Source organism: Pararhodobacter sp., from assembly GCF_034676075.1.
In the GTDB taxonomy this organism is placed as follows: domain Bacteria; phylum Pseudomonadota; class Alphaproteobacteria; order Rhodobacterales; family Rhodobacteraceae; genus Pararhodobacter.
Genome location: NZ_JAUCCQ010000028.1, coordinates 25,143 through 41,185 on the forward strand (window position 1 = coordinate 25,143; position 16,043 = coordinate 41,185).

The following is a 16,043-nucleotide window of genomic DNA, read 5'->3' on the forward strand; positions in this document are numbered from 1 at the left end:
CCCCTGCGCTATGCAATATCGGGGCGATGGAACCCTCGGACGAGACAGGCGTTATCGGATAACCGACCCGCGATATTGCCTGTCACGACCGGTACGCGCAGCGTGAAGCCATGCCGGTAAGGCCTCTCTGAGTCCCTTCGTGGCTGGGCCCTTGCCGACCCGTCAACCCGCATCCCTGAAAGGTCAGGTCATGACAGTTACCAATCCCCTCCGCCGCTTTGCGGCCGGGCTGCTGCCGCGTCGGGCGACGATGCTCGCCGCCGCTGCCGCCGTGGCCTTCGCCGGTGTCAGCGCCGCCCCCCGTCCGGCCCAGGCCGACAATGCCGAGGACATCCTGCGCTTCCTTGCCGGGGCCATCGTCATCGGCGCCATCGTCAATGCCATCGACGACAACAGCACGCCCGCCTACACCGGCCGCTGGACGCTGCCCGGCCAGTGTTTGGAAACGATCCGCGTGAACGGGCGCAACATCGATTCCTACAACGCCCGCTGTCTGAACCGCGCGGGCTACGACAACCTGCCGCGCAACTGCCGCTACGAATTCCGCGTCAACAACGGCCGCACCCGCACCGGCTATATCGCCGAATGCCTCTATGACGCCGGTTACAGCCGGTATTCCGGGGGTGGCTGGAGCCAGCCGCCGCGCTGGGACGACCGCTGGGACAACGACCGCCGTCCTCCCTATGGCGGGCGCTACCCCGACCGTCGTCCGCCCTATAGCGGTGGCCCGGGCTGGCAGCAGCGCCCCATCGCCCGCCTGCCCGACCAGTGCAGCATGCATTTCCGCATGAACGGCAGCCGGGTCGATGGCTATTGGGCGAACTGCCTGGAGAACGCGGGCTTCTACAACCTGCCCGGCCATTGCCAGGTCCGCTCGACCGACGGTCAGCGCATCTATACCGGCCAGTGCCTGCGGCAGGAGGGCTTCCGGTAACCTGCAGAACATTTGCAGATCATCGGTCCAATGTAAGCGTTTCGTAACGATTGCCCGCAATGGTGAGAACAGTAACGAGTGGGTCGGTGCCGGCGCCGGTCAATGTGTAAACGGGCATGCCAAACCCCCGGTCTTCGGGCCGGGGCGGGGCGGGTCGCAAGACCCGCCCTTGCTGTTGCCCAGCCTCGCCGCGCATGGTTCAACGGCGCATGACAAACCCACGCCCCCGCCCCGACCTGTCGCTGGAAACCGCCCTTGGCCTGCCGCTGGTGGCCGGTGTTGACGAGGTGGGCCGCGGCCCGCTGGCGGGCCCCGTCACCGCCGCTGCGGTGATCCTGGACCCCGCCCACCTGCCCCAGGGCATCGACGACAGCAAGCGCCTGACCGAACGCGCCCGCGAGCGTCTGGCGCTGGAGATCCGCGCCAGCGCCCTGGCCTTCGCCGTGGCCCATGCCAGTGTCGAGGAAATCGACGCGCTCAACATCCTCGAGGCCAGCCACCTCGCCATGCGCCGGGCGCTGGCTGCGCTGAGCCCCGCCGCCCAGCACGCGCTCATCGACGGCAACCGCCTGCCCAAGGGGCTGGAGATCCCGGCGCAGACCGTGGTGAAGGGGGACGCGATCAGCCTGTCCATCGCCGCGGCCTCGATCCTGGCCAAGGTCGAACGCGATGCGATCATGCGTGAACTTGCGCTCGCAAACCCTGGATATGGTTGGGAAAAAAACATGGGCTACCCCTCGGCCCAACACCGCGTTGCACTTGAGCAACAGGGGGTCACCCCACATCATCGCCGGAGCTTCGGCCCCGTCCGCAAGATGTTGTGTTAAGAACGCAAAATAAACACCTGATTCAAAAAGGAATTGACGGGACGCCCGTCTTGAATCATCTTGGCCCATAACGGAGCGCTGCAAAAAAAGATGGCGCCCAGATGAGGCAGTGATGACAACGAAGACCCGGGCGCCGGTGGCTGAAAAGCTACCGCTCGACCAAATTCTTGCGGGCGATTGCATCGAGATCATGAACAGCCTGCCCGAGGGCAGCGTTGATCTGATCTTTGCAGACCCGCCGTATAACCTTCAGCTGAAGGGCGCCCTGCATCGGCCGGACAATTCCGCCGTCGATGCCGTGACGGACCACTGGGATCAGTTCGCCAGTTTCGCCGCCTATGACGCCTTTACCCGCGCCTGGCTGAAAGCGGCCCGGCGCCTGCTGAAACCCGATGGCGCGATCTGGGTGATCGGCAGCTATCACAACATCTTCCGGGTCGGTGCGGCCCTGCAGGATGCGGGTTTCTGGGTGCTGAACGACGTCATCTGGCGAAAGTCCAACCCGATGCCCAACTTCAAGGGCAAGCGGCTGACCAACGCCCATGAGACGATGATCTGGGCCTCGAAGGCCGAGGCATCCAAATACACCTTCAACTACGAGGCGCTGAAGGCCCTGAACGAGGGCATCCAGATGCGCTCGGACTGGGTGCTGCCGATCTGCACCGGGCACGAGCGTCTGAAGGACGAGAACGGCGACAAGGCGCATCCGACGCAGAAGCCCGAAAGCCTGCTGCACCGGGTGCTGATCGGCTCCACCAACCCCGGCGACGTGGTGCTGGACCCGTTCTTCGGCACCGGCACGACCGGCGCCGTGGCCAAGATGCTGGGCCGCCATTTCATCGGCATCGAGCGCGAGGAGAACTACCGCAAGGCCGCCACGGCGCGTCTGGCGCGGGTGCGGCCCCTCGATGCCTCGGCGCTGGAAACGACATCCTCGAAACGCGCCGAACCGCGCGTGCCCTTCGGCCAGCTCGTGGAACGCGGGTTGCTGAGACCGGGTGAGGTTCTGCTCTCGCCGCGCGGAAAGCCGGCGAAGGTGCGGGCCGACGGCTCGCTGGTGTCCGAAGCGCACCGGGGCTCGATCCACCAGGTCGGGGCCGCGCTCGAAGGCGCGCCCTCGTGCAACGGCTGGACCTACTGGCAATTCAAGCGGGATGGCCAGCTGATCCCCATCGACATCCTGCGTCAGCAGATCCGGTCCGAGATCGGCCGCGACTGACGCGCATTTGTTTACCGCCAGCGTCCTGTCGCCAGATGGGACGCCACTTTACCCCCCGGCTTCGGCCGGGGGCTTTTTTTTACCTTGATCTAGCGCTTGTGCCTGGCGGTCAAGGGCCAAGACCCGCAACCGGCGGCGATCGGCGCCCAACCGCCGGACAGGCGAAAACCGGCGCCGGGCTGCGGCGCCGGTTTCGGCTGTCGGGATCGGGAACCGCCGGGCCGGATCGCCCGCAGCCGGGGCTCAGGCGTCCTTGTCGGCGTTCTTCTCGGCGGCTTTCTTCATCCGCGCCAGCAGTTCCGCCTTGTCCGGGGCGCCGCCCAGCTTGCCCTTGGGATGTTCGACGACCGTCTTGTTGCGGGGCTGTTTGCCGGCGCCGCTGCGCCCGCCCGATTTGCTGTAATCTGCCATCTTCTGTCCTTTCAGTCCCGCGCCAGCTCGTGCTGATATCTGAGCCGCGCGACATCCTCGTTGCGATCCGCCTTGCGCAGGTCGCTCAGCGTTTGTTCCACATAACTCATATGATGCTCGGCCGCAGCCCGTGCGGCGACGGGATCGCGCATCTGAATGGAAACGTTGATCGCCCGGTGCTGTTCCAGCAACAGATCGCGCGTCGTGCGCTGCCGGAACATCTGCTGCCGGTTGTAGAAGACCCCCGCCTTCAACAGGTCGAACATGGCCCGCATCATGTGCAGCATGATGATGTTGTGGCTGGCCTCGATGATCGCCAGGTGGAATTCGGCGTCCAGTTCGGCCTCGTCGGCCGGGTTGCGCTTCTGATGCGCCGCTTCCATCTTGCGAAACACCGTGTCGATGACCTTGAGGTCGGTCTCGGACCCGAAGCGCGCGGCGCGGTCGGCGGCCATGCCCTCCAGATCGCGGCGGAAGCTCACATAGTCGAAGACCGCCTCGTCATGGCTGGCGAAAAGCTGGGTCAGCGCGCCGGAAAAGGCCGATCCCAGCATGTCGGCCACGAACACGCCCGAGCCCGCCCGGCTGACCACCAGCCCCCGCGCCTGCAGATCGGCGATCGCCTCGCGCAGGGAGGGACGGCTCACGCCCATCCGTTCGGCCAGCTCGCGCTCGGCCGGCAGACGCTCGCCCGGACGCAACAGGCCGCGCAGGATCAGAAGCTCGATCTGGCGAACCACCCCCTGCGACAGCCTTTCCTGATGAACCGGTTGAAACGGCATGACTCTCCCTCGATTGGTCAAGAGATATGACCGCAGCCGGCGTCAAGCAATGGGCTATCAACGAAAAGGGGCCGGGCGCATGGCCCGGCCCCTGTCGCGATGTCCCGGCGATCAGCTGGGACGGATGGTGATGACCACGCGGCGGTTCTGCGCCCGGCCCGACGCGGTGTCGTTCGAGGCGATGGGCTGCGATTCGCCCATGCCGCGCGCCTGCACCCGGTTGCCCGGCACGCCCGCGCCGATCAGCACGCCGGCGACCGCATCGGCGCGGCGCATCGACAGCTGCTGGTTGTAGGATTCCGACCCGGTCGAGTCGGTATGCCCCGTCACATAGACGATGCTCATCGGATACGAATTGATGTTCTGCGCCACGCTGCGCAGCATCTGCGCCAGATCCGGGCGGACCGAATAGCTGTCGGTGGCGAACAGGATGTCCTGCGCCATGGTCACGGTGATTTCCTGCCCGGTGTTGACCACCGTGGCGTTCGAGCCGAGCTGCGCGCGCAGTTCCGCCGCCTGCCGGTCCATATGCGCGCCGATGGCACCGCCCGCGATGGCACCGAGGCCCGCGCCGACCAGCACCTCGGGGGTGCGGTTGCCCTGGCCGGTGGCCAGACCCAGCAGACCGCCCGCCAGCGCGCCGGTCATGGCGCCGGTCTGGGTGCGGTTCATCTCGCCCGTCGAGGTGGTGCAGGCTGCGGTGAGCGAGAGCGCGGCGAGGGCCGCGAACGCCTTGGATGCCATCATGGAAATACTCCTTCGGAATGGTTTTGCAGAAACCCTAGCGAAAGGCGTTTCCGGGCGACAGAGCCCGCAGCATGCCGCTCGCGTCAAGATTGCTTGATCGGCGGGTTGCCGCCAGCGGCATCGGCGGCTCAGGCCGCCTCGTCGCGCGCCGCCTCCCAGGCCAGCATGGCGCGTTTGAGCGGCAGACCCCAGTGATAGCCGGTCAGGGCACCCGATTTGGCCAGCGCCCGGTGGCAGGGGATCAGCCAGGAGATCGGGTTGCGCCCGACCGCCGCCCCCACCGCCCGGTTGGCGGTCGGCTGGCCGATGGCCCGGGCGATCTCGGAATAGGTAGTGACCTGGCCCGAGGGGATGGTCAGCAGCGCCTCCCAGACCTTGATCTGGAAGGGCGCGCCGATCAGGTAGAGCGGCGTCTCGCTCAGCCCGCCCGTCGTGCCAAAGGCGCTGTCGACCCAGGGCTTCAGCCGCATCGGATCCTCGACGAACCGCGCCTTCGGCCAGCGCCCGGTCAGATCGGCAAAAGCCGCCTCCGCCCCCATCTCGGCGGCGAAACCCATGCCGCAGAGCCCCTTCTCGGTCCCCATGACCAGCGCCGGACCGAAGGGGCTGTCGAACCAGCCCCAATGGATGGTCAGCCCCGCCCCGCCCTTGGCGTAATCGCCGGGCGTCATTGCCTTCCAGCGCAGGAACAGATCGTGCAGCCTCCCCGGCCCCGACAGCCCGCTGGCATGCGCCGCCTCCAGCACGGTGAAGCGCTCGGCCAGAAGCCGCCGCGCATGGCCCAGCGCCAGATATTGCTGATAGCGCTTTGGCGAGACGCCGACCCATTGCGTGAAGACCCGCTGGAAATGCGCCGGACTCATCCCCAGCCGCCCGGCCAGCTCTTCCAGCGAGACCCGTTCGCCCGCCGCGTCGATCTCGGCAATCGCCCGGCCGATGACCCCGTAATGATAGGCCCGCTCGTCCTGATCCCCGTCCATCGCCCGCCCCTTCATTCTGCTTCAAATACGCCCTTTGGGACCAATCTACTCCCCGGGCGCGCGGGCTTCGACCCGGAACCTGCGCTTTCAGCCCGCCCACCAGTCGCGCGGCTTCAGCCGCTTGGCCCGGCCGGATCGGTCGTCGAGCCACAAGGCCAGCCGCCGGAACCGCGACAGCGCCAGTTTCAGCCAGAGCCGGTTCCTCAGCCTGCCGAAGTCCCGGTTGAACGGGCAGACGCGCAGGCAGATCGCGCAATCGGAGGCCAGTTTCGCCCAATAGCCAAAGCATTTCTCGGCGTCCGAGGTCCATTTGACCACGCCCTTGATGGCGCTTCGGTTGGTCCCGCCGGCCTCGGGCGCGCCGAAGGGCAGCGCCTTGACGGGGCAGGCCTCGGCGCAGCGGGTGCAGATATCGCAGACCGCCTTCACGCCCAGCGGTTTCGGCGCGTCATGGGTCAAGGGCAGGTCGGTGAAGATCTTGGAGAACCGCAGGCGTGGCCCGAACTCGGCCGTGATGACCAGCTGGTTGCGCGCGTATTCCCCCAGCCCCGCCTTCACCGCGAAGGGAATGACCAGCCCGGTATCGTTCATCGAGGCGACAGCCCGATAGCCCATGTTGCGGATGAAGGCCGCCAGCTGCATGACGATGGCCGCCTCGTGGCTGTATTCCCGCCCTGTGGCCGCCCCCGCCAGGGCCGAGGGATAGGTCTGCACCAGCGGCGCATCCATCTGGTGGCCCAGCACGATGACATTGCCCAGGCCGGGCGGCAAGTCCACCGGCGCCTCGGAAAAATCGCGGGTATCGACCTGCGAGGCATAGATCCAGCGCGGGTCCATCGCCGTGATTCCGCACAGGTCCGCGCCGAAGAACTTTGCCACCCGCTTGATTTCGGTCGCCATCGCCTGCGGGTCCTCGACCGGCACCTGAACCGGCGCCACCGGCGTATCGGGGCGGATCGGCGCCTGAAACCCCTCGCGCACCCCCTCGGCCGCGGATCGGTTCGAGATGATGTCGCTGACCAGCCAGGCCGCGTTCCTCAGCGCGAAATCCTTCTGCTGGAAGCCCTCGCCCTTTCGCGGTGTGGCGTCGATCCGGTAGCTGCCGAAGAACGCATCCGTCTGTTTCGAGCGCACCGAGGAATCCCAGAACGCCCGGGTGAAGATGTCGTCACGCTGGCGGAACCGCTCGAAATCCGCCGTCACCTCGATCCCGGCGGCGGCATCGAGCGGATCGGGCGGCAGGTTGTGACCGGGCATGCTCATGGCCCCGACGCTACGCGCCGGGCCCCGGTCAAGTCAAAGCCTCTGGACGCAGGCCCTGCCCCGCGCCAAGGTAGCGCCAACAGACCGCCTGGACCGACGCGCATGACCCTGCTGATTTCCTTCGCCGCGCTTTTCGTCTCGGTCTTCTTCCTGCAGCTGGGGCTGGGCGGTGTCGTGCCGCTGGATGCGCTGTCCGGCACCGCGCTGGGCTTCACGACCGAGCAGATCGGCACCATGGGCTCGGCGCATTTCCTCGGCTTCTTCGTCGGCTGCTGGTGGGCGCCGCGGCTGATGGGCGAGGTCGGCCATGCCCGCGCCTTCGCCGCCTTCACCGCCGCGGGCACCACCGGGATCCTCGCCCATATGATGTGGCTCGACCCCTGGGCCTGGGCCGGGATGCGCATGCTCTCGGGCCTCGCCGTCGCCGGGTGCTACACGATCATCGAGGCATGGCTGCAATCCAAGGTCACGAACGAGACGCGCGGCCGGGCGATGGGCGTCTACCGAATGGTCGATGTCTCCGGCAACCTCGGCGCGCAGGTGCTGATCGCCTTCCTGCCGCCCGCGGCTTACGTCAGCTACAACCTGCTGGCGCTTTTCATGTGTTTCGCGATCTTCCCGCTGCTGCTGACCCGGTCCGAGGCCCCCTCGGCCGGGGCCGCCCCGCGCCTGAGGCCGAAACTCGCCTGGAGCAAATCGCCGCTGGGCGCCGTGGGCGTCGTCGTGTCGGGCATCACCGGCGCCGCCTTCCGCATGGTCGGCCCGCTCTACGGCATCGCCGTGGGGTTGGAGGCCGATCGCATCGCCCTCTTCCTGTCCGCCTATGTCGTCGGCGGCGCGCTGGCGCAATTCCCGGTCGGATGGATCGCCGACAAATACGACCGAAGGCTGGTGCTGATCGGCATATCCGTGGCCTCGATCCTGGGCTGCGTGGCGATGATCGCCGGGGCGCAGGGCAATGTGGTGACGATCTTCCTGGCCGCCGCCTTCTTCGGCTTCACCACCTTCCCGATCTATTCCATCTCGACCGCGCATGCCCATGACTTCGCCGAGCAGCACGAGCGGGTCGAACTCAGCGCCGCGCAGATGTTCCTCTATGCGGTGGGCGCCATCGCCTCGCCGGTGATCGCCTCGGCGCTGATCTCGGGCTTTGGCCCCGCCTCGATGTTCATCTTCATCGCGCTGGCGCACGTGCTGCTGATTGTCTTCGGGCTTTACCGCATGCAGGTCGGCCGCACGCCCCCCGCCCGTACGCCCTATGTCTACACGCCGCGCACGTCCTTCCTGATCGGGCGTTTGCTCCGGCGGCGTGACGACTAGGCCCTTGCGCCACGGCCCCGGCCGGGGCAAGGAACCGACATGGCCGCGCAACTCGATTACCTCACCCTGAAAGAGATCTTCCGCCGCTTCCAGGCGGCAGAGGCCGAACCCAAGGGCGAACTCGACCACACCAACGCCTTCACCCTGCTGGTGGCCGTGGCGCTTTCGGCGCAAGCCACCGATGTGGGTGTGAACCGGGCGACCAAGGCCCTGTTCCCCATTGCCGATACGCCGGAAAAGATGCTGGCTTTGGGCGAGGACGGGCTGATCGAGCATATCAAGACCATCGGCCTGTATCGCAACAAGGCGAAGAACGTCATCAGGCTCTCGCAGATCCTGGTCGATCACTACGGTGGCGAGGTGCCCTCGTCCCGCGCGGCGCTGCAATCCTTGCCCGGCGTCGGGCGCAAGACCGCGAATGTGGTCCTCAACATGTGGTGGGGCGTCCCGGCGCAGGCGGTCGACACGCATATCTTCCGCATCGGCAACCGGACCGGCATCTGCCCGGGCAAGGATGTCGAGACGGTGGAACGCGCCATCGAGGACAACATCCCCGCCGAATTCCAGCAACACGCCCATCATTGGCTGATCCTGCACGGCCGCTATGTCTGCAAGGCGCGAAAACCCAATTGCCCCGCCTGCCTGATCCGCGACCTCTGCCCCTTTGAGGAGAAAACCCTGTGAAGAAGTACCAGGTTGCCGGCATCGGCAATGCCATCGTCGACGTGATTTCCACCGTGGACGACCATTTCCTCGACCATATGGGGATCCACAAGGGCATCATGCAGCTGATCGAGCGCGAGCGCGCCGAGACCCTGTTCGGCGCCATGCGCGACCGGCAGGAGGCCGCGGGCGGCTCGGTCTGCAACACGATCGCGGGCGTCGGCGCGCTGGGGCTGAAAACGGCACTGGTCGGCCGGGTGCGCGACGACAGCCTGGGCCGGTTCTTCGCCCAGGACACCGAACGCACCGGCACCGCCTTCGTCAACCCGCCGGTGGCGGGGGGCGAACTGCCGACCTCGCGCTCGATGATCTTCGTTACGCCCGACGGCGAGCGCTCGATGAACACCTATCTCGGCATCTCGGCCGAAGTCGGCCCCGATGACGTCGATGAGGCGGTGATGGCCGACAGCGAGGCGGTGTTCCTGGAGGGCTATCTCTTCGACAAGGACAAGGGGAAAGAGGCCTTCCTGAAAGCCGCCCGCGCCTGCCACAAGGGCGGCGGCCGCGTCGGCATCGCCCTGTCGGACCCCTTCTGCGTCGACCGCCACCGCGACGACTTTCGTCGTCTCGTGGCGAACGAGATGGATTACGTCATCGGCAACGAAAAGGAATGGACCTCGCTCTACCAGGCCAACGACCTCGATGAGGCGCTGGCCCAGGCGGCCGAGGATTGCGGCATCGTCGTCTGCACCCGCTCGGGCGATCCGGTGGTGCTGATCCAGAACGGCCACCGCGTCACCGCCCCGGTGCGCACCGTGGTTCCGGTCGATGCCACGGGCGCGGGCGACCAGTTCGCGGCGGGGTTCCTCTATGGTCTGGTCACCGGCCATTCGATGGAGACCTGCGGCCGCATGGGCAACATCGCCGCCGCCGAGGTCATCGGCCATATCGGCGCCCGGCCCCGCGCGAATGTGCTGGCGCTCTACAAGGGCGAAGGGCTGATCTGATCTTGCAGCGCGCCCGGCACACCCCATATCGGAAACCGTAAGAACGGAGGCGATGATGGGCTACGTCAAGACCGGGATCCTGATGGCGGCAATGACCGCCCTGTTCCTCGGCATGGGCTATCTCCTTGGCGGGGGCACCGGCGCGCTGATCGCGCTGGTGGTGGCGGCGGGCATGAATGCCTTCAGCTACTGGAATTCGGATTCGATGGTGCTGCGCATGCATAACGCGCGGCCGGTCGATGCCCATACCGCGCCCGAACTGCAGCAGATCGTCATGGACCTGTCGCGCAACGCCGGCCTGCCGACGCCGAAGGTCTATGTGATCGAAAGCGACCAGCCGAACGCCTTCGCCACCGGCCGCAACCCGGATAACGCCGCGGTGGCAGTGTCGCGCGGGCTGATGGAGCGCATGAGCCGCGAAGAAGTGGCGGCGGTCGTCGCCCACGAACTGGCGCATATCAAGAATTACGACACGCTGACGATGACCATCACCGCCACTTTCGCGGGCGCCATCTCGATGCTGGCGAACTTCGCCATGTTCTTCGGCGGCAACCGCGAGAGGGCCAATGCCATCGCCATGATCGCAATGATGATCCTCGCGCCCCTGGCCGCGGCGCTGGTGCAGATGGCGATCTCGCGGTCGCGGGAATACGAGGCCGACCGGATCGGCGCCCAGATCGTCGGCAACCCGCTGTGGCTGGCCGATGCGCTGCGCAAGATCCAGGGCTATGCCAGCCGGATCGACAACGACGCGGCGGAACGCAACCCGGCGTCGGCGCATCTGTTCATCATCAACCCGCTGCACGCCCATGCCCGCGACAAGCTCTTCTCGACCCACCCGGCGACCGAGAACCGCATCGCCGCGCTGGAAGCCATGGCCCGCGAACAGGGCACCCGCCCCGCGCCCCGCCAATCGGCGCGCCCGGTGTCCCGGCAGAACCCCGGCCCCTGGGGCTGACCCCGCGCCTGTGGGTTCTGTCGGACCGGGGGGCCAGCCCCCGGACCCCCGGGATATTTAGAGCGCAAAGAAGCGCAATTTACCCTCTATCAAGGTTAACGCGCTCCCTACGCGGGGAGCGCGCTCTGGTCATCTTTGTTCTGCAAATATCCTGGGGGGTTTGGGGGGCTAGCCCCCCAATTTCCCGTCCGCCTCGCCCAGCACCGGCGCCGGACCGGGCGCGCTGCACCGCTCGCCGTCGATCACGAAGGGCGAGCGTACCCCTTCATGCGGGCCCAGCGACAGCTTCATCCCCCGCGCCGCGACCTGCGGATCGGCGAAGACCTCGTCCATCGTGTTGATCGGCCCGGCCGGGATGCCCTGCGCCTCGCAGGCGGCCAGAAGATCCGCCTTGCTCCAGTCGCGGGTCTTCTCGGACAGCAGCGCCACCAAAGCGGCGCGGTTGGCCACCCGGTCGGCGTTCTTCAGATAGGCCGGGTCGGTGATCAGCCCCTCCAGCCCCAGCACCCGGCAGAGCCGCTGGTACTGGCCATCATTGCCGGTGGCGATGATGATATGGCCGTCCGCGACCTCGAACACCTGATAGGGCACCAGATTCGGATGCCAGTTCCCGGTCCGCCCCGGCGGCTGGCCCGAGGCGAGGTAGTTCATCGCCTGATTGGCCATGACCGAGACCGCGCAATCCAAGAGCGCCATGTCGATATGCGCGCCCTGCCCGGTGCGTTCGCGTTCCACCACCGCCGCCAGGATCGCCGTCGAGGCATAGATCCCGGTGAAAAGATCCGTCACCGCCACGCCCACGCGATGCGGCTCGCCCTCGGCCGGGCCGGTGATCGACATCAGGCCGGACATGCCCTGGATGATGTAATCGTAGCCCGCGCGATGGGCATAGGGGCCGTCCTGCCCGAAACCAGTGATCGAGCAATAGATCAGCCGCGGGAACTGGGCCTTCAGGCTCGCATAATCCAGCCCGTATTTTGCCAGACCGCCGACCTTGAAATTCTCGATCAGGATATCGGCATCGGCCAGGAGCGCCTTGACCGTCGCCTGCCCCTCGGGCGTGCGAAAATCGGCGGTGACCGAGCGTTTGCCGCGGTTGGCGGAATGGAAGTAGGCCGCGACGGGGGTTCCGTCGCGGTCGATGAAGGGCGGGCCCCATTGGCGGGTGTCGTCGCCTTCGGGCGCCTCGACCTTGATCACCTCGGCCCCGAGGTCGGCGAGCGTCTGCCCGGCCCAGGGACCGGCGAGGATGCGGGCCAGTTCGACGACCCGCAGCCCCGCGAGCGGCTTGGCGGACATCAGCTCAGCAGCGGATCGAGGATCGCGCGGAACTCGTCCATGCTCATGTTGGAATAGGTCGTGCCGTTGATCACGAAGCTGGGCGTGCCCTGGATGCCGTATTCGGTCATCCCCTCCTGATAGACCTGCATCATCGCCGTGGCGAGGTCGCGGTCGGTCAGGCATTGGTTCAGCTCGTCGTCGGACATCCCGGCGCGGCGGCCGATGCGGCGCAGGTTGTCGGCCACGGCGTTGCCATCGGCACCGCGGGCCCATTGGTTCTGCTCGTCATAGAGCATGTCCGAAATGCCGAAATAGCGCATCTCGCCGCCGCAGCGGGCGACCAGCGCCGCCCAGAGGCCATAGGCGTCGAAATAGACCTCGCGGTATTCGAAGCGCACCTTGCCGGTGTCGATGTACTCGGATTTAAGCGTCGGCCAGACATTGGCGTGGAAGTTCGCGCAATGCGGGCAGGTGTAGGAGGCGAATTCGATGATCGTCACCTCGGCGTCGGGATTGCCCATCACCAGGTCGATCACCCGCGAGGTATCGACCGCGCCTTCGCTGGTCTGCGCCTGAGCGGCGTTCGGCAGCAGCGTCTGCGAGAGCGAGGGCGCGCGGCCACCGGTCAGGCTGTTGTAACCGGCATAGGCGCCGGCGGCGACCACGGCGGCGCCCCCGGAGAGGAGAAGCGAGCGTCGGTTCATGGATCTTCCTTTCTGTCGCCGGCAGGGCCCTTTGCCCCGAGCCGGTCCTGTCGCAAGAGAACTTGGGTGGCGAGCCGCTCGAGCGCGCTTTTCAGCCCGCTGTCGGCCACCCCCTCGGTCAGCCCGTCCAGCACGCCCTGCGCGCGGGCCAGCGCCTGGGCCGAGGGGCGGGTGATATTCGGCCCGTCGAAGGGGCGCTGGGCCTCGGCCAGACCCGCCATCGTGCCGCGGGCCGAGGTCTGGGTCACGCGGATCCGGGCGATCGCGGCATAGCCGTAGATCGCGTTGACCCGTTCGCGCAGCTTGTCGGCCTGCATCTGCACCAAGGGCGCCGCCGCGCCCGAGGTCAGCAGCGTCAGCGTCGCGCCCAGCCCCTGTTTGGCGTAGCTGACATTGACCGGACGGCAGAGCGGCGCCAGGTCCGGCCCGGCCACTTCCGGCCAATGGGTCAGCAGGCGGGTCACGGCGAAGCCGCGGGTTTCCCCCGCCTTGCGGATCGGATCGCGCAACAGCCCCGCCGCAGCCTCGAACCCCCGCATACGGCGGGGACCCCGGGGGCCGGATCTGTCGGCGGGTTTGCTCATGCGGCGGGCGGCTTTCCTGTCGGTCGCGAATATCTTAGTGAGTTCGCAGACCTTGGCCAGAGGGTCCAGCGAAGGGAGCGTCAAGAATGCGTGACGGAATCGAGAGCGCGGCCGTCGCCCCGGCGCTTCTGCGCTGGTACGATTCCGCTGCCCGGGTGCTGCCCTGGCGCGTCGGTCCCGCCGAGCGCGCGGCGGGCGAGATCCCCGATCCCTATCGCGTCTGGCTGTCCGAGGTGATGCTGCAACAGACCACAGTGGCGACGGTGAAGGGCTATTTCCACCGCTTCACGACCCGCTGGCCCGATGTACAGGCGCTGGCCGCGGCCGAGGATGCCGAGGTCATGGGCGAATGGGCCGGGCTTGGCTATTACGCCCGCGCCCGGAACCTCATCGCCTGTGCAAGGGCGGTGGCAGCGCGGGGCGGTTTCCCCGATACGCTGGACGGCTTGCGCGCCCTGCCGGGGATCGGCGCCTATACCGCCGCCTCGGTCGCGGCCATCGCCTTCGACCGGGCGGAGACCGTGGTCGACGGCAATGTCGAGCGTGTGGTCGCCCGGCTTTTCGCGGTGACGGAACCCCTGCCCCGCGCCAAGCCGCAACTGGCGAAGCTGGCGGCGCGGCTCACGCCGCAGGAACGGCCCGGCGATTTCGCGCAGGCGATGATGGATCTGGGGGCGACGATCTGCACGCCCCGCAACCCGCGCTGCGCGGAATGCCCGCTGGAAGGGTTCTGCGCCGCCGCCCATCAGGGCATCGCCGCCGATCTGCCGATGAAGACCGCCAAGGCGCCGAAACCCACCCGGCGTGGCTTTGCCTATGTCGCGATCCGGGCCGACGGCGCGCCGCTGCTGGAGACCCGGCCGCCCAAGGGCCTGCTGGGCGGCATGCCCGGCTGGCCCGGCAGCGACTGGGGCGAGGCCCCCGCGCCGCGCCCGCCGCTGGCCGCCGACTGGAACGAACTGCCCGGCGTGGTGAAGCACACCTTTACCCATTTCCACCTGGAGCTGACCGTCCTGATGGCGCATGTGCCGCTGGGCGCCAATCCGCAGATCGGCGATTTCCGCCCCGGCTTCGACCCCGGCGACCTGCCCACGGTGATGCGCAAGGTGCATGACCACGCGTCCGCGGCATCAAGCGATCTTTTCGGCCCGCGCCCCGGGGCGTAGACTCGGGGGATCGGAGGCCCCCATGTCCACAGCCCGCCCCCTCGGTTCCGTCATCCAGGCCCTGCCCTTCTGGGCCTCGCTCGGCTTCGTGCCGCTGGTCTGGGCGGGCGCGGTTTATGGCGGCTGGATGGTGGCGCTGGTGCCGCTCTATACCTTCGGGCTCTTCACGCTGCTGGATGCCGTGACCGGACTCAACACCGCCAATCCCGATACCGAGACCCCGGTGCAGGAGTTGCGCTGGTATCGCGCCATCACGCTGATCTGGTTCCCGGTGCAGGCGTTCCTGATCTACGGGCTGATCTGGTACGTCACCCAACGCGGGACGCTCGCCTGGTGGGAAATCCTGATCCTGTTCCATGCACTGGGCGTGGTCACCGGCGGTATCGGCATCACCTATGCCCACGAGTTGATGCATCAGAAAACCCGGGTCGAGCGCTGGCTGGGCGACCTGTTGCTGGCCACCACGCTCTATTCGCATTTCCGGTCCGAGCATCTGCGGGTCCATCACCTCTGGGTCGGCACCCCCGCCGATCACGTCACCGCCCGCTACAACGAGGGGTTCTGGCGCTATTTCCTGCGGGTGCTGCGCGGCTGCCCGGGTTCGGCCTGGCGGAGCGAGGTGGCGATGCTGGCCCGCGCCGGCAAGGGACCTTTCGACCCGGCCAATCCATTCTGGCGCTATGCGGTGTTGCAAGCGCTGGCGCTGGTCGCCGCCGTTCTGGCGGGCGGCTGGCTGGGGCTTCTGCTGTTCCTCTTTCAGGCGCTGACCGCCATCACGCTGCTGGAACTGACCAATTACATCGAGCATTACGGCCTGACCCGCCGCCATCTGGGCGACGGTCGTTATGAACCCGTCCGGCCGCACCACAGCTGGAACGCCTCGCACCGGGCCTCGAACTGGCTGCTGATCAATCTGCAACGCCATTCCGACCATCATTACAAACCCGACCGCCGCTATCCCCTGCTGCAGACCTATGCAGAGGCCGAGGCGCCGCAATTGCCGCTGGGCTATCCGACGATGGTGGCCGCTGCGGCGATCCCGCCCCTCTGGCGGCGGATCATGAACCCGAAGGTCCGCGCCTGGCGGCGGCATTTCTACCCCGATATCGAGGATTGGACCGCGTACAAGACCGGGACCACTCCGATGCCGCGCGGGCTGTTGAAGGGTCAGTAAAGCCCCGTCACCGTCGCCAGATC

At 67.3% G+C, this 16,043-nt stretch carries 17 protein-coding genes; 9 read left to right on the forward strand and 8 right to left on the reverse strand.

Annotated features, from left to right (window positions below; translation table 11 throughout):
- The first annotated feature begins 190 nt into the window (after positions 1-190).
- The 3 genes from VDQ18_RS10515 to VDQ18_RS10525 all read left to right on the forward strand — a co-directional run bounded on the left by VDQ18_RS10515 (position 191) and on the right by VDQ18_RS10525 (position 2,980).
- The gene (locus tag VDQ18_RS10515; RefSeq protein WP_323020892.1) at positions 191-934 is read left to right on the forward strand and encodes a hypothetical protein; all 744 of its coding nucleotides are present in this window, start codon (positions 191-193) and stop codon (positions 932-934) included.
- Positions 935-1,143: 209 nt separating this feature from the next.
- Entirely contained in the window at positions 1,144-1,761 is a 618-nt protein-coding gene (locus VDQ18_RS10520) for a ribonuclease HII (RefSeq protein WP_323020893.1), read from the forward strand.
- 112 nt (positions 1,762-1,873) lie between these two features.
- Positions 1,874-2,980 carry a site-specific DNA-methyltransferase gene (locus VDQ18_RS10525; RefSeq protein ID WP_323020894.1) on the forward strand — a complete coding sequence of 369 codons (1,107 nt, stop codon included), beginning with the start codon at positions 1,874-1,876 and terminating at the stop codon, positions 2,978-2,980.
- A 243-nt stretch (positions 2,981-3,223) separates the two neighbouring features.
- Here VDQ18_RS10525 and VDQ18_RS10530 read toward each other — a convergent pair whose 3' ends face one another.
- The 5 genes from VDQ18_RS10530 to VDQ18_RS10550 all read right to left on the reverse strand — a co-directional run bounded on the left by VDQ18_RS10530 (position 3,224) and on the right by VDQ18_RS10550 (position 7,163).
- Positions 3,224-3,391, reverse strand: coding sequence for a hypothetical protein (locus VDQ18_RS10530; protein WP_170121818.1), 168 nt, complete (start codon positions 3,389-3,391; stop codon positions 3,224-3,226).
- 11 nt (positions 3,392-3,402) lie between these two features.
- A complete protein-coding gene (locus tag VDQ18_RS10535) occupies positions 3,403-4,173 on the reverse strand; it encodes a FadR/GntR family transcriptional regulator (RefSeq protein ID WP_323020895.1) in 771 nt (256 codons plus the stop codon).
- Positions 4,174-4,284: 111 nt separating this feature from the next.
- A complete protein-coding gene (locus VDQ18_RS10540) occupies positions 4,285-4,920 on the reverse strand; it encodes an OmpA family protein (RefSeq protein WP_323020896.1) in 636 nt (211 codons plus the stop codon).
- A 128-nt stretch (positions 4,921-5,048) separates the two neighbouring features.
- Positions 5,049-5,900, reverse strand: coding sequence for a bifunctional helix-turn-helix domain-containing protein/methylated-DNA--[protein]-cysteine S-methyltransferase (locus tag VDQ18_RS10545; RefSeq protein ID WP_323020897.1), 852 nt, complete (start codon positions 5,898-5,900; stop codon positions 5,049-5,051).
- 87 nt (positions 5,901-5,987) lie between these two features.
- The gene (locus VDQ18_RS10550; protein WP_416235101.1) at positions 5,988-7,163 is read right to left on the reverse strand and encodes a 4Fe-4S double cluster binding domain-containing protein; all 1,176 of its coding nucleotides are present in this window, start codon (positions 7,161-7,163) and stop codon (positions 5,988-5,990) included.
- 102 nt (positions 7,164-7,265) lie between these two features.
- Between VDQ18_RS10550 and VDQ18_RS10555 the strand changes: the two genes are divergently transcribed.
- The 4 genes from VDQ18_RS10555 to htpX are packed head-to-tail and all read left to right on the forward strand — an operon-like array spanning position 7,266 to position 11,111.
- Complete coding sequence (locus tag VDQ18_RS10555) at positions 7,266-8,483, forward strand: MFS transporter (protein WP_323020899.1); 1,218 nt, start codon at positions 7,266-7,268, stop codon at positions 8,481-8,483.
- Positions 8,484-8,522: 39 nt separating this feature from the next.
- A complete protein-coding gene (gene nth / locus VDQ18_RS10560; RefSeq protein ID WP_323020900.1) occupies positions 8,523-9,167 on the forward strand; it encodes an endonuclease III in 645 nt (214 codons plus the stop codon).
- Positions 9,164-10,153 carry an adenosine kinase gene (locus tag VDQ18_RS10565; protein WP_323020901.1) on the forward strand — a complete coding sequence of 330 codons (990 nt, stop codon included), beginning with the start codon at positions 9,164-9,166 and terminating at the stop codon, positions 10,151-10,153. The genes nth and VDQ18_RS10565 overlap by 4 nt, the downstream gene beginning before the upstream one ends.
- A gap of 55 nt (positions 10,154-10,208) precedes the next feature.
- A complete protein-coding gene (gene htpX, locus VDQ18_RS10570; protein ID WP_323020902.1) occupies positions 10,209-11,111 on the forward strand; it encodes a zinc metalloprotease HtpX in 903 nt (300 codons plus the stop codon).
- A gap of 168 nt (positions 11,112-11,279) precedes the next feature.
- Here the strand turns inward: htpX and VDQ18_RS10575 are convergent, their stop codons facing one another.
- The 3 genes from VDQ18_RS10575 to VDQ18_RS10585 are packed head-to-tail and all read right to left on the reverse strand — an operon-like array spanning position 11,280 to position 13,680.
- Positions 11,280-12,410 (reverse strand): CaiB/BaiF CoA-transferase family protein, encoded by a 1,131-nt coding sequence (locus VDQ18_RS10575; protein ID WP_323020903.1) that lies wholly within the window; start codon positions 12,408-12,410, stop codon positions 11,280-11,282.
- Positions 12,410-13,096 (reverse strand): DsbA family protein, encoded by a 687-nt coding sequence (locus VDQ18_RS10580; RefSeq protein ID WP_323020904.1) that lies wholly within the window; start codon positions 13,094-13,096, stop codon positions 12,410-12,412. The genes VDQ18_RS10575 and VDQ18_RS10580 overlap by 1 nt, the downstream gene beginning before the upstream one ends.
- Positions 13,093-13,680, reverse strand: a complete 588-nt coding sequence (locus VDQ18_RS10585; protein WP_323020905.1) for a DUF721 domain-containing protein — start codon at positions 13,678-13,680, stop codon at positions 13,093-13,095. The genes VDQ18_RS10580 and VDQ18_RS10585 overlap by 4 nt, the downstream gene beginning before the upstream one ends.
- Positions 13,681-13,766: 86 nt before the next feature.
- Here VDQ18_RS10585 and VDQ18_RS10590 point away from each other — a divergent pair, with 86 nt between their 5' ends.
- Complete coding sequence (locus VDQ18_RS10590) at positions 13,767-14,846, forward strand: A/G-specific adenine glycosylase (protein WP_323020906.1); 1,080 nt, start codon at positions 13,767-13,769, stop codon at positions 14,844-14,846.
- 22 nt (positions 14,847-14,868) lie between these two features.
- A complete protein-coding gene (locus tag VDQ18_RS10595) occupies positions 14,869-16,020 on the forward strand; it encodes an alkane 1-monooxygenase (RefSeq protein ID WP_323020907.1) in 1,152 nt (383 codons plus the stop codon).
- The last annotated feature ends 23 nt before the right edge of the window (positions 16,021-16,043 follow it).

Coding starts and splice junctions, on each gene's coding strand:
- VDQ18_RS10515 (WP_323020892.1), top strand. CDS start 191: ATGACAGTTACCAATCCCCTCCGCCGCTTTGCGGCCGGGCTGCTGCCG.
- VDQ18_RS10520 (WP_323020893.1), top strand. CDS start 1,144: ATGACAAACCCACGCCCCCGCCCCGACCTGTCGCTGGAAACCGCCCTT.
- VDQ18_RS10525 (WP_323020894.1), top strand. CDS start 1,874: ATGACAACGAAGACCCGGGCGCCGGTGGCTGAAAAGCTACCGCTCGAC.
- VDQ18_RS10530 (WP_170121818.1), bottom strand. CDS start 3,391: ATGGCAGATTACAGCAAATCGGGCGGGCGCAGCGGCGCCGGCAAACAG.
- VDQ18_RS10535 (WP_323020895.1), bottom strand. CDS start 4,173: ATGCCGTTTCAACCGGTTCATCAGGAAAGGCTGTCGCAGGGGGTGGTT.
- VDQ18_RS10540 (WP_323020896.1), bottom strand. CDS start 4,920: ATGATGGCATCCAAGGCGTTCGCGGCCCTCGCCGCGCTCTCGCTCACC.
- VDQ18_RS10545 (WP_323020897.1), bottom strand. CDS start 5,900: ATGGACGGGGATCAGGACGAGCGGGCCTATCATTACGGGGTCATCGGC.
- VDQ18_RS10550 (WP_416235101.1), bottom strand. CDS start 7,163: ATGAGCATGCCCGGTCACAACCTGCCGCCCGATCCGCTCGATGCCGCC.
- VDQ18_RS10555 (WP_323020899.1), top strand. CDS start 7,266: ATGACCCTGCTGATTTCCTTCGCCGCGCTTTTCGTCTCGGTCTTCTTC.
- nth (WP_323020900.1), top strand. CDS start 8,523: ATGGCCGCGCAACTCGATTACCTCACCCTGAAAGAGATCTTCCGCCGC.
- htpX (WP_323020902.1), top strand. CDS start 10,209: ATGGGCTACGTCAAGACCGGGATCCTGATGGCGGCAATGACCGCCCTG.
- VDQ18_RS10575 (WP_323020903.1), bottom strand. CDS start 12,410: ATGTCCGCCAAGCCGCTCGCGGGGCTGCGGGTCGTCGAACTGGCCCGC.
- VDQ18_RS10580 (WP_323020904.1), bottom strand. CDS start 13,096: ATGAACCGACGCTCGCTTCTCCTCTCCGGGGGCGCCGCCGTGGTCGCC.
- VDQ18_RS10585 (WP_323020905.1), bottom strand. CDS start 13,680: ATGAGCAAACCCGCCGACAGATCCGGCCCCCGGGGTCCCCGCCGTATG.
- VDQ18_RS10590 (WP_323020906.1), top strand. CDS start 13,767: ATGCGTGACGGAATCGAGAGCGCGGCCGTCGCCCCGGCGCTTCTGCGC.
- VDQ18_RS10595 (WP_323020907.1), top strand. CDS start 14,869: ATGTCCACAGCCCGCCCCCTCGGTTCCGTCATCCAGGCCCTGCCCTTC.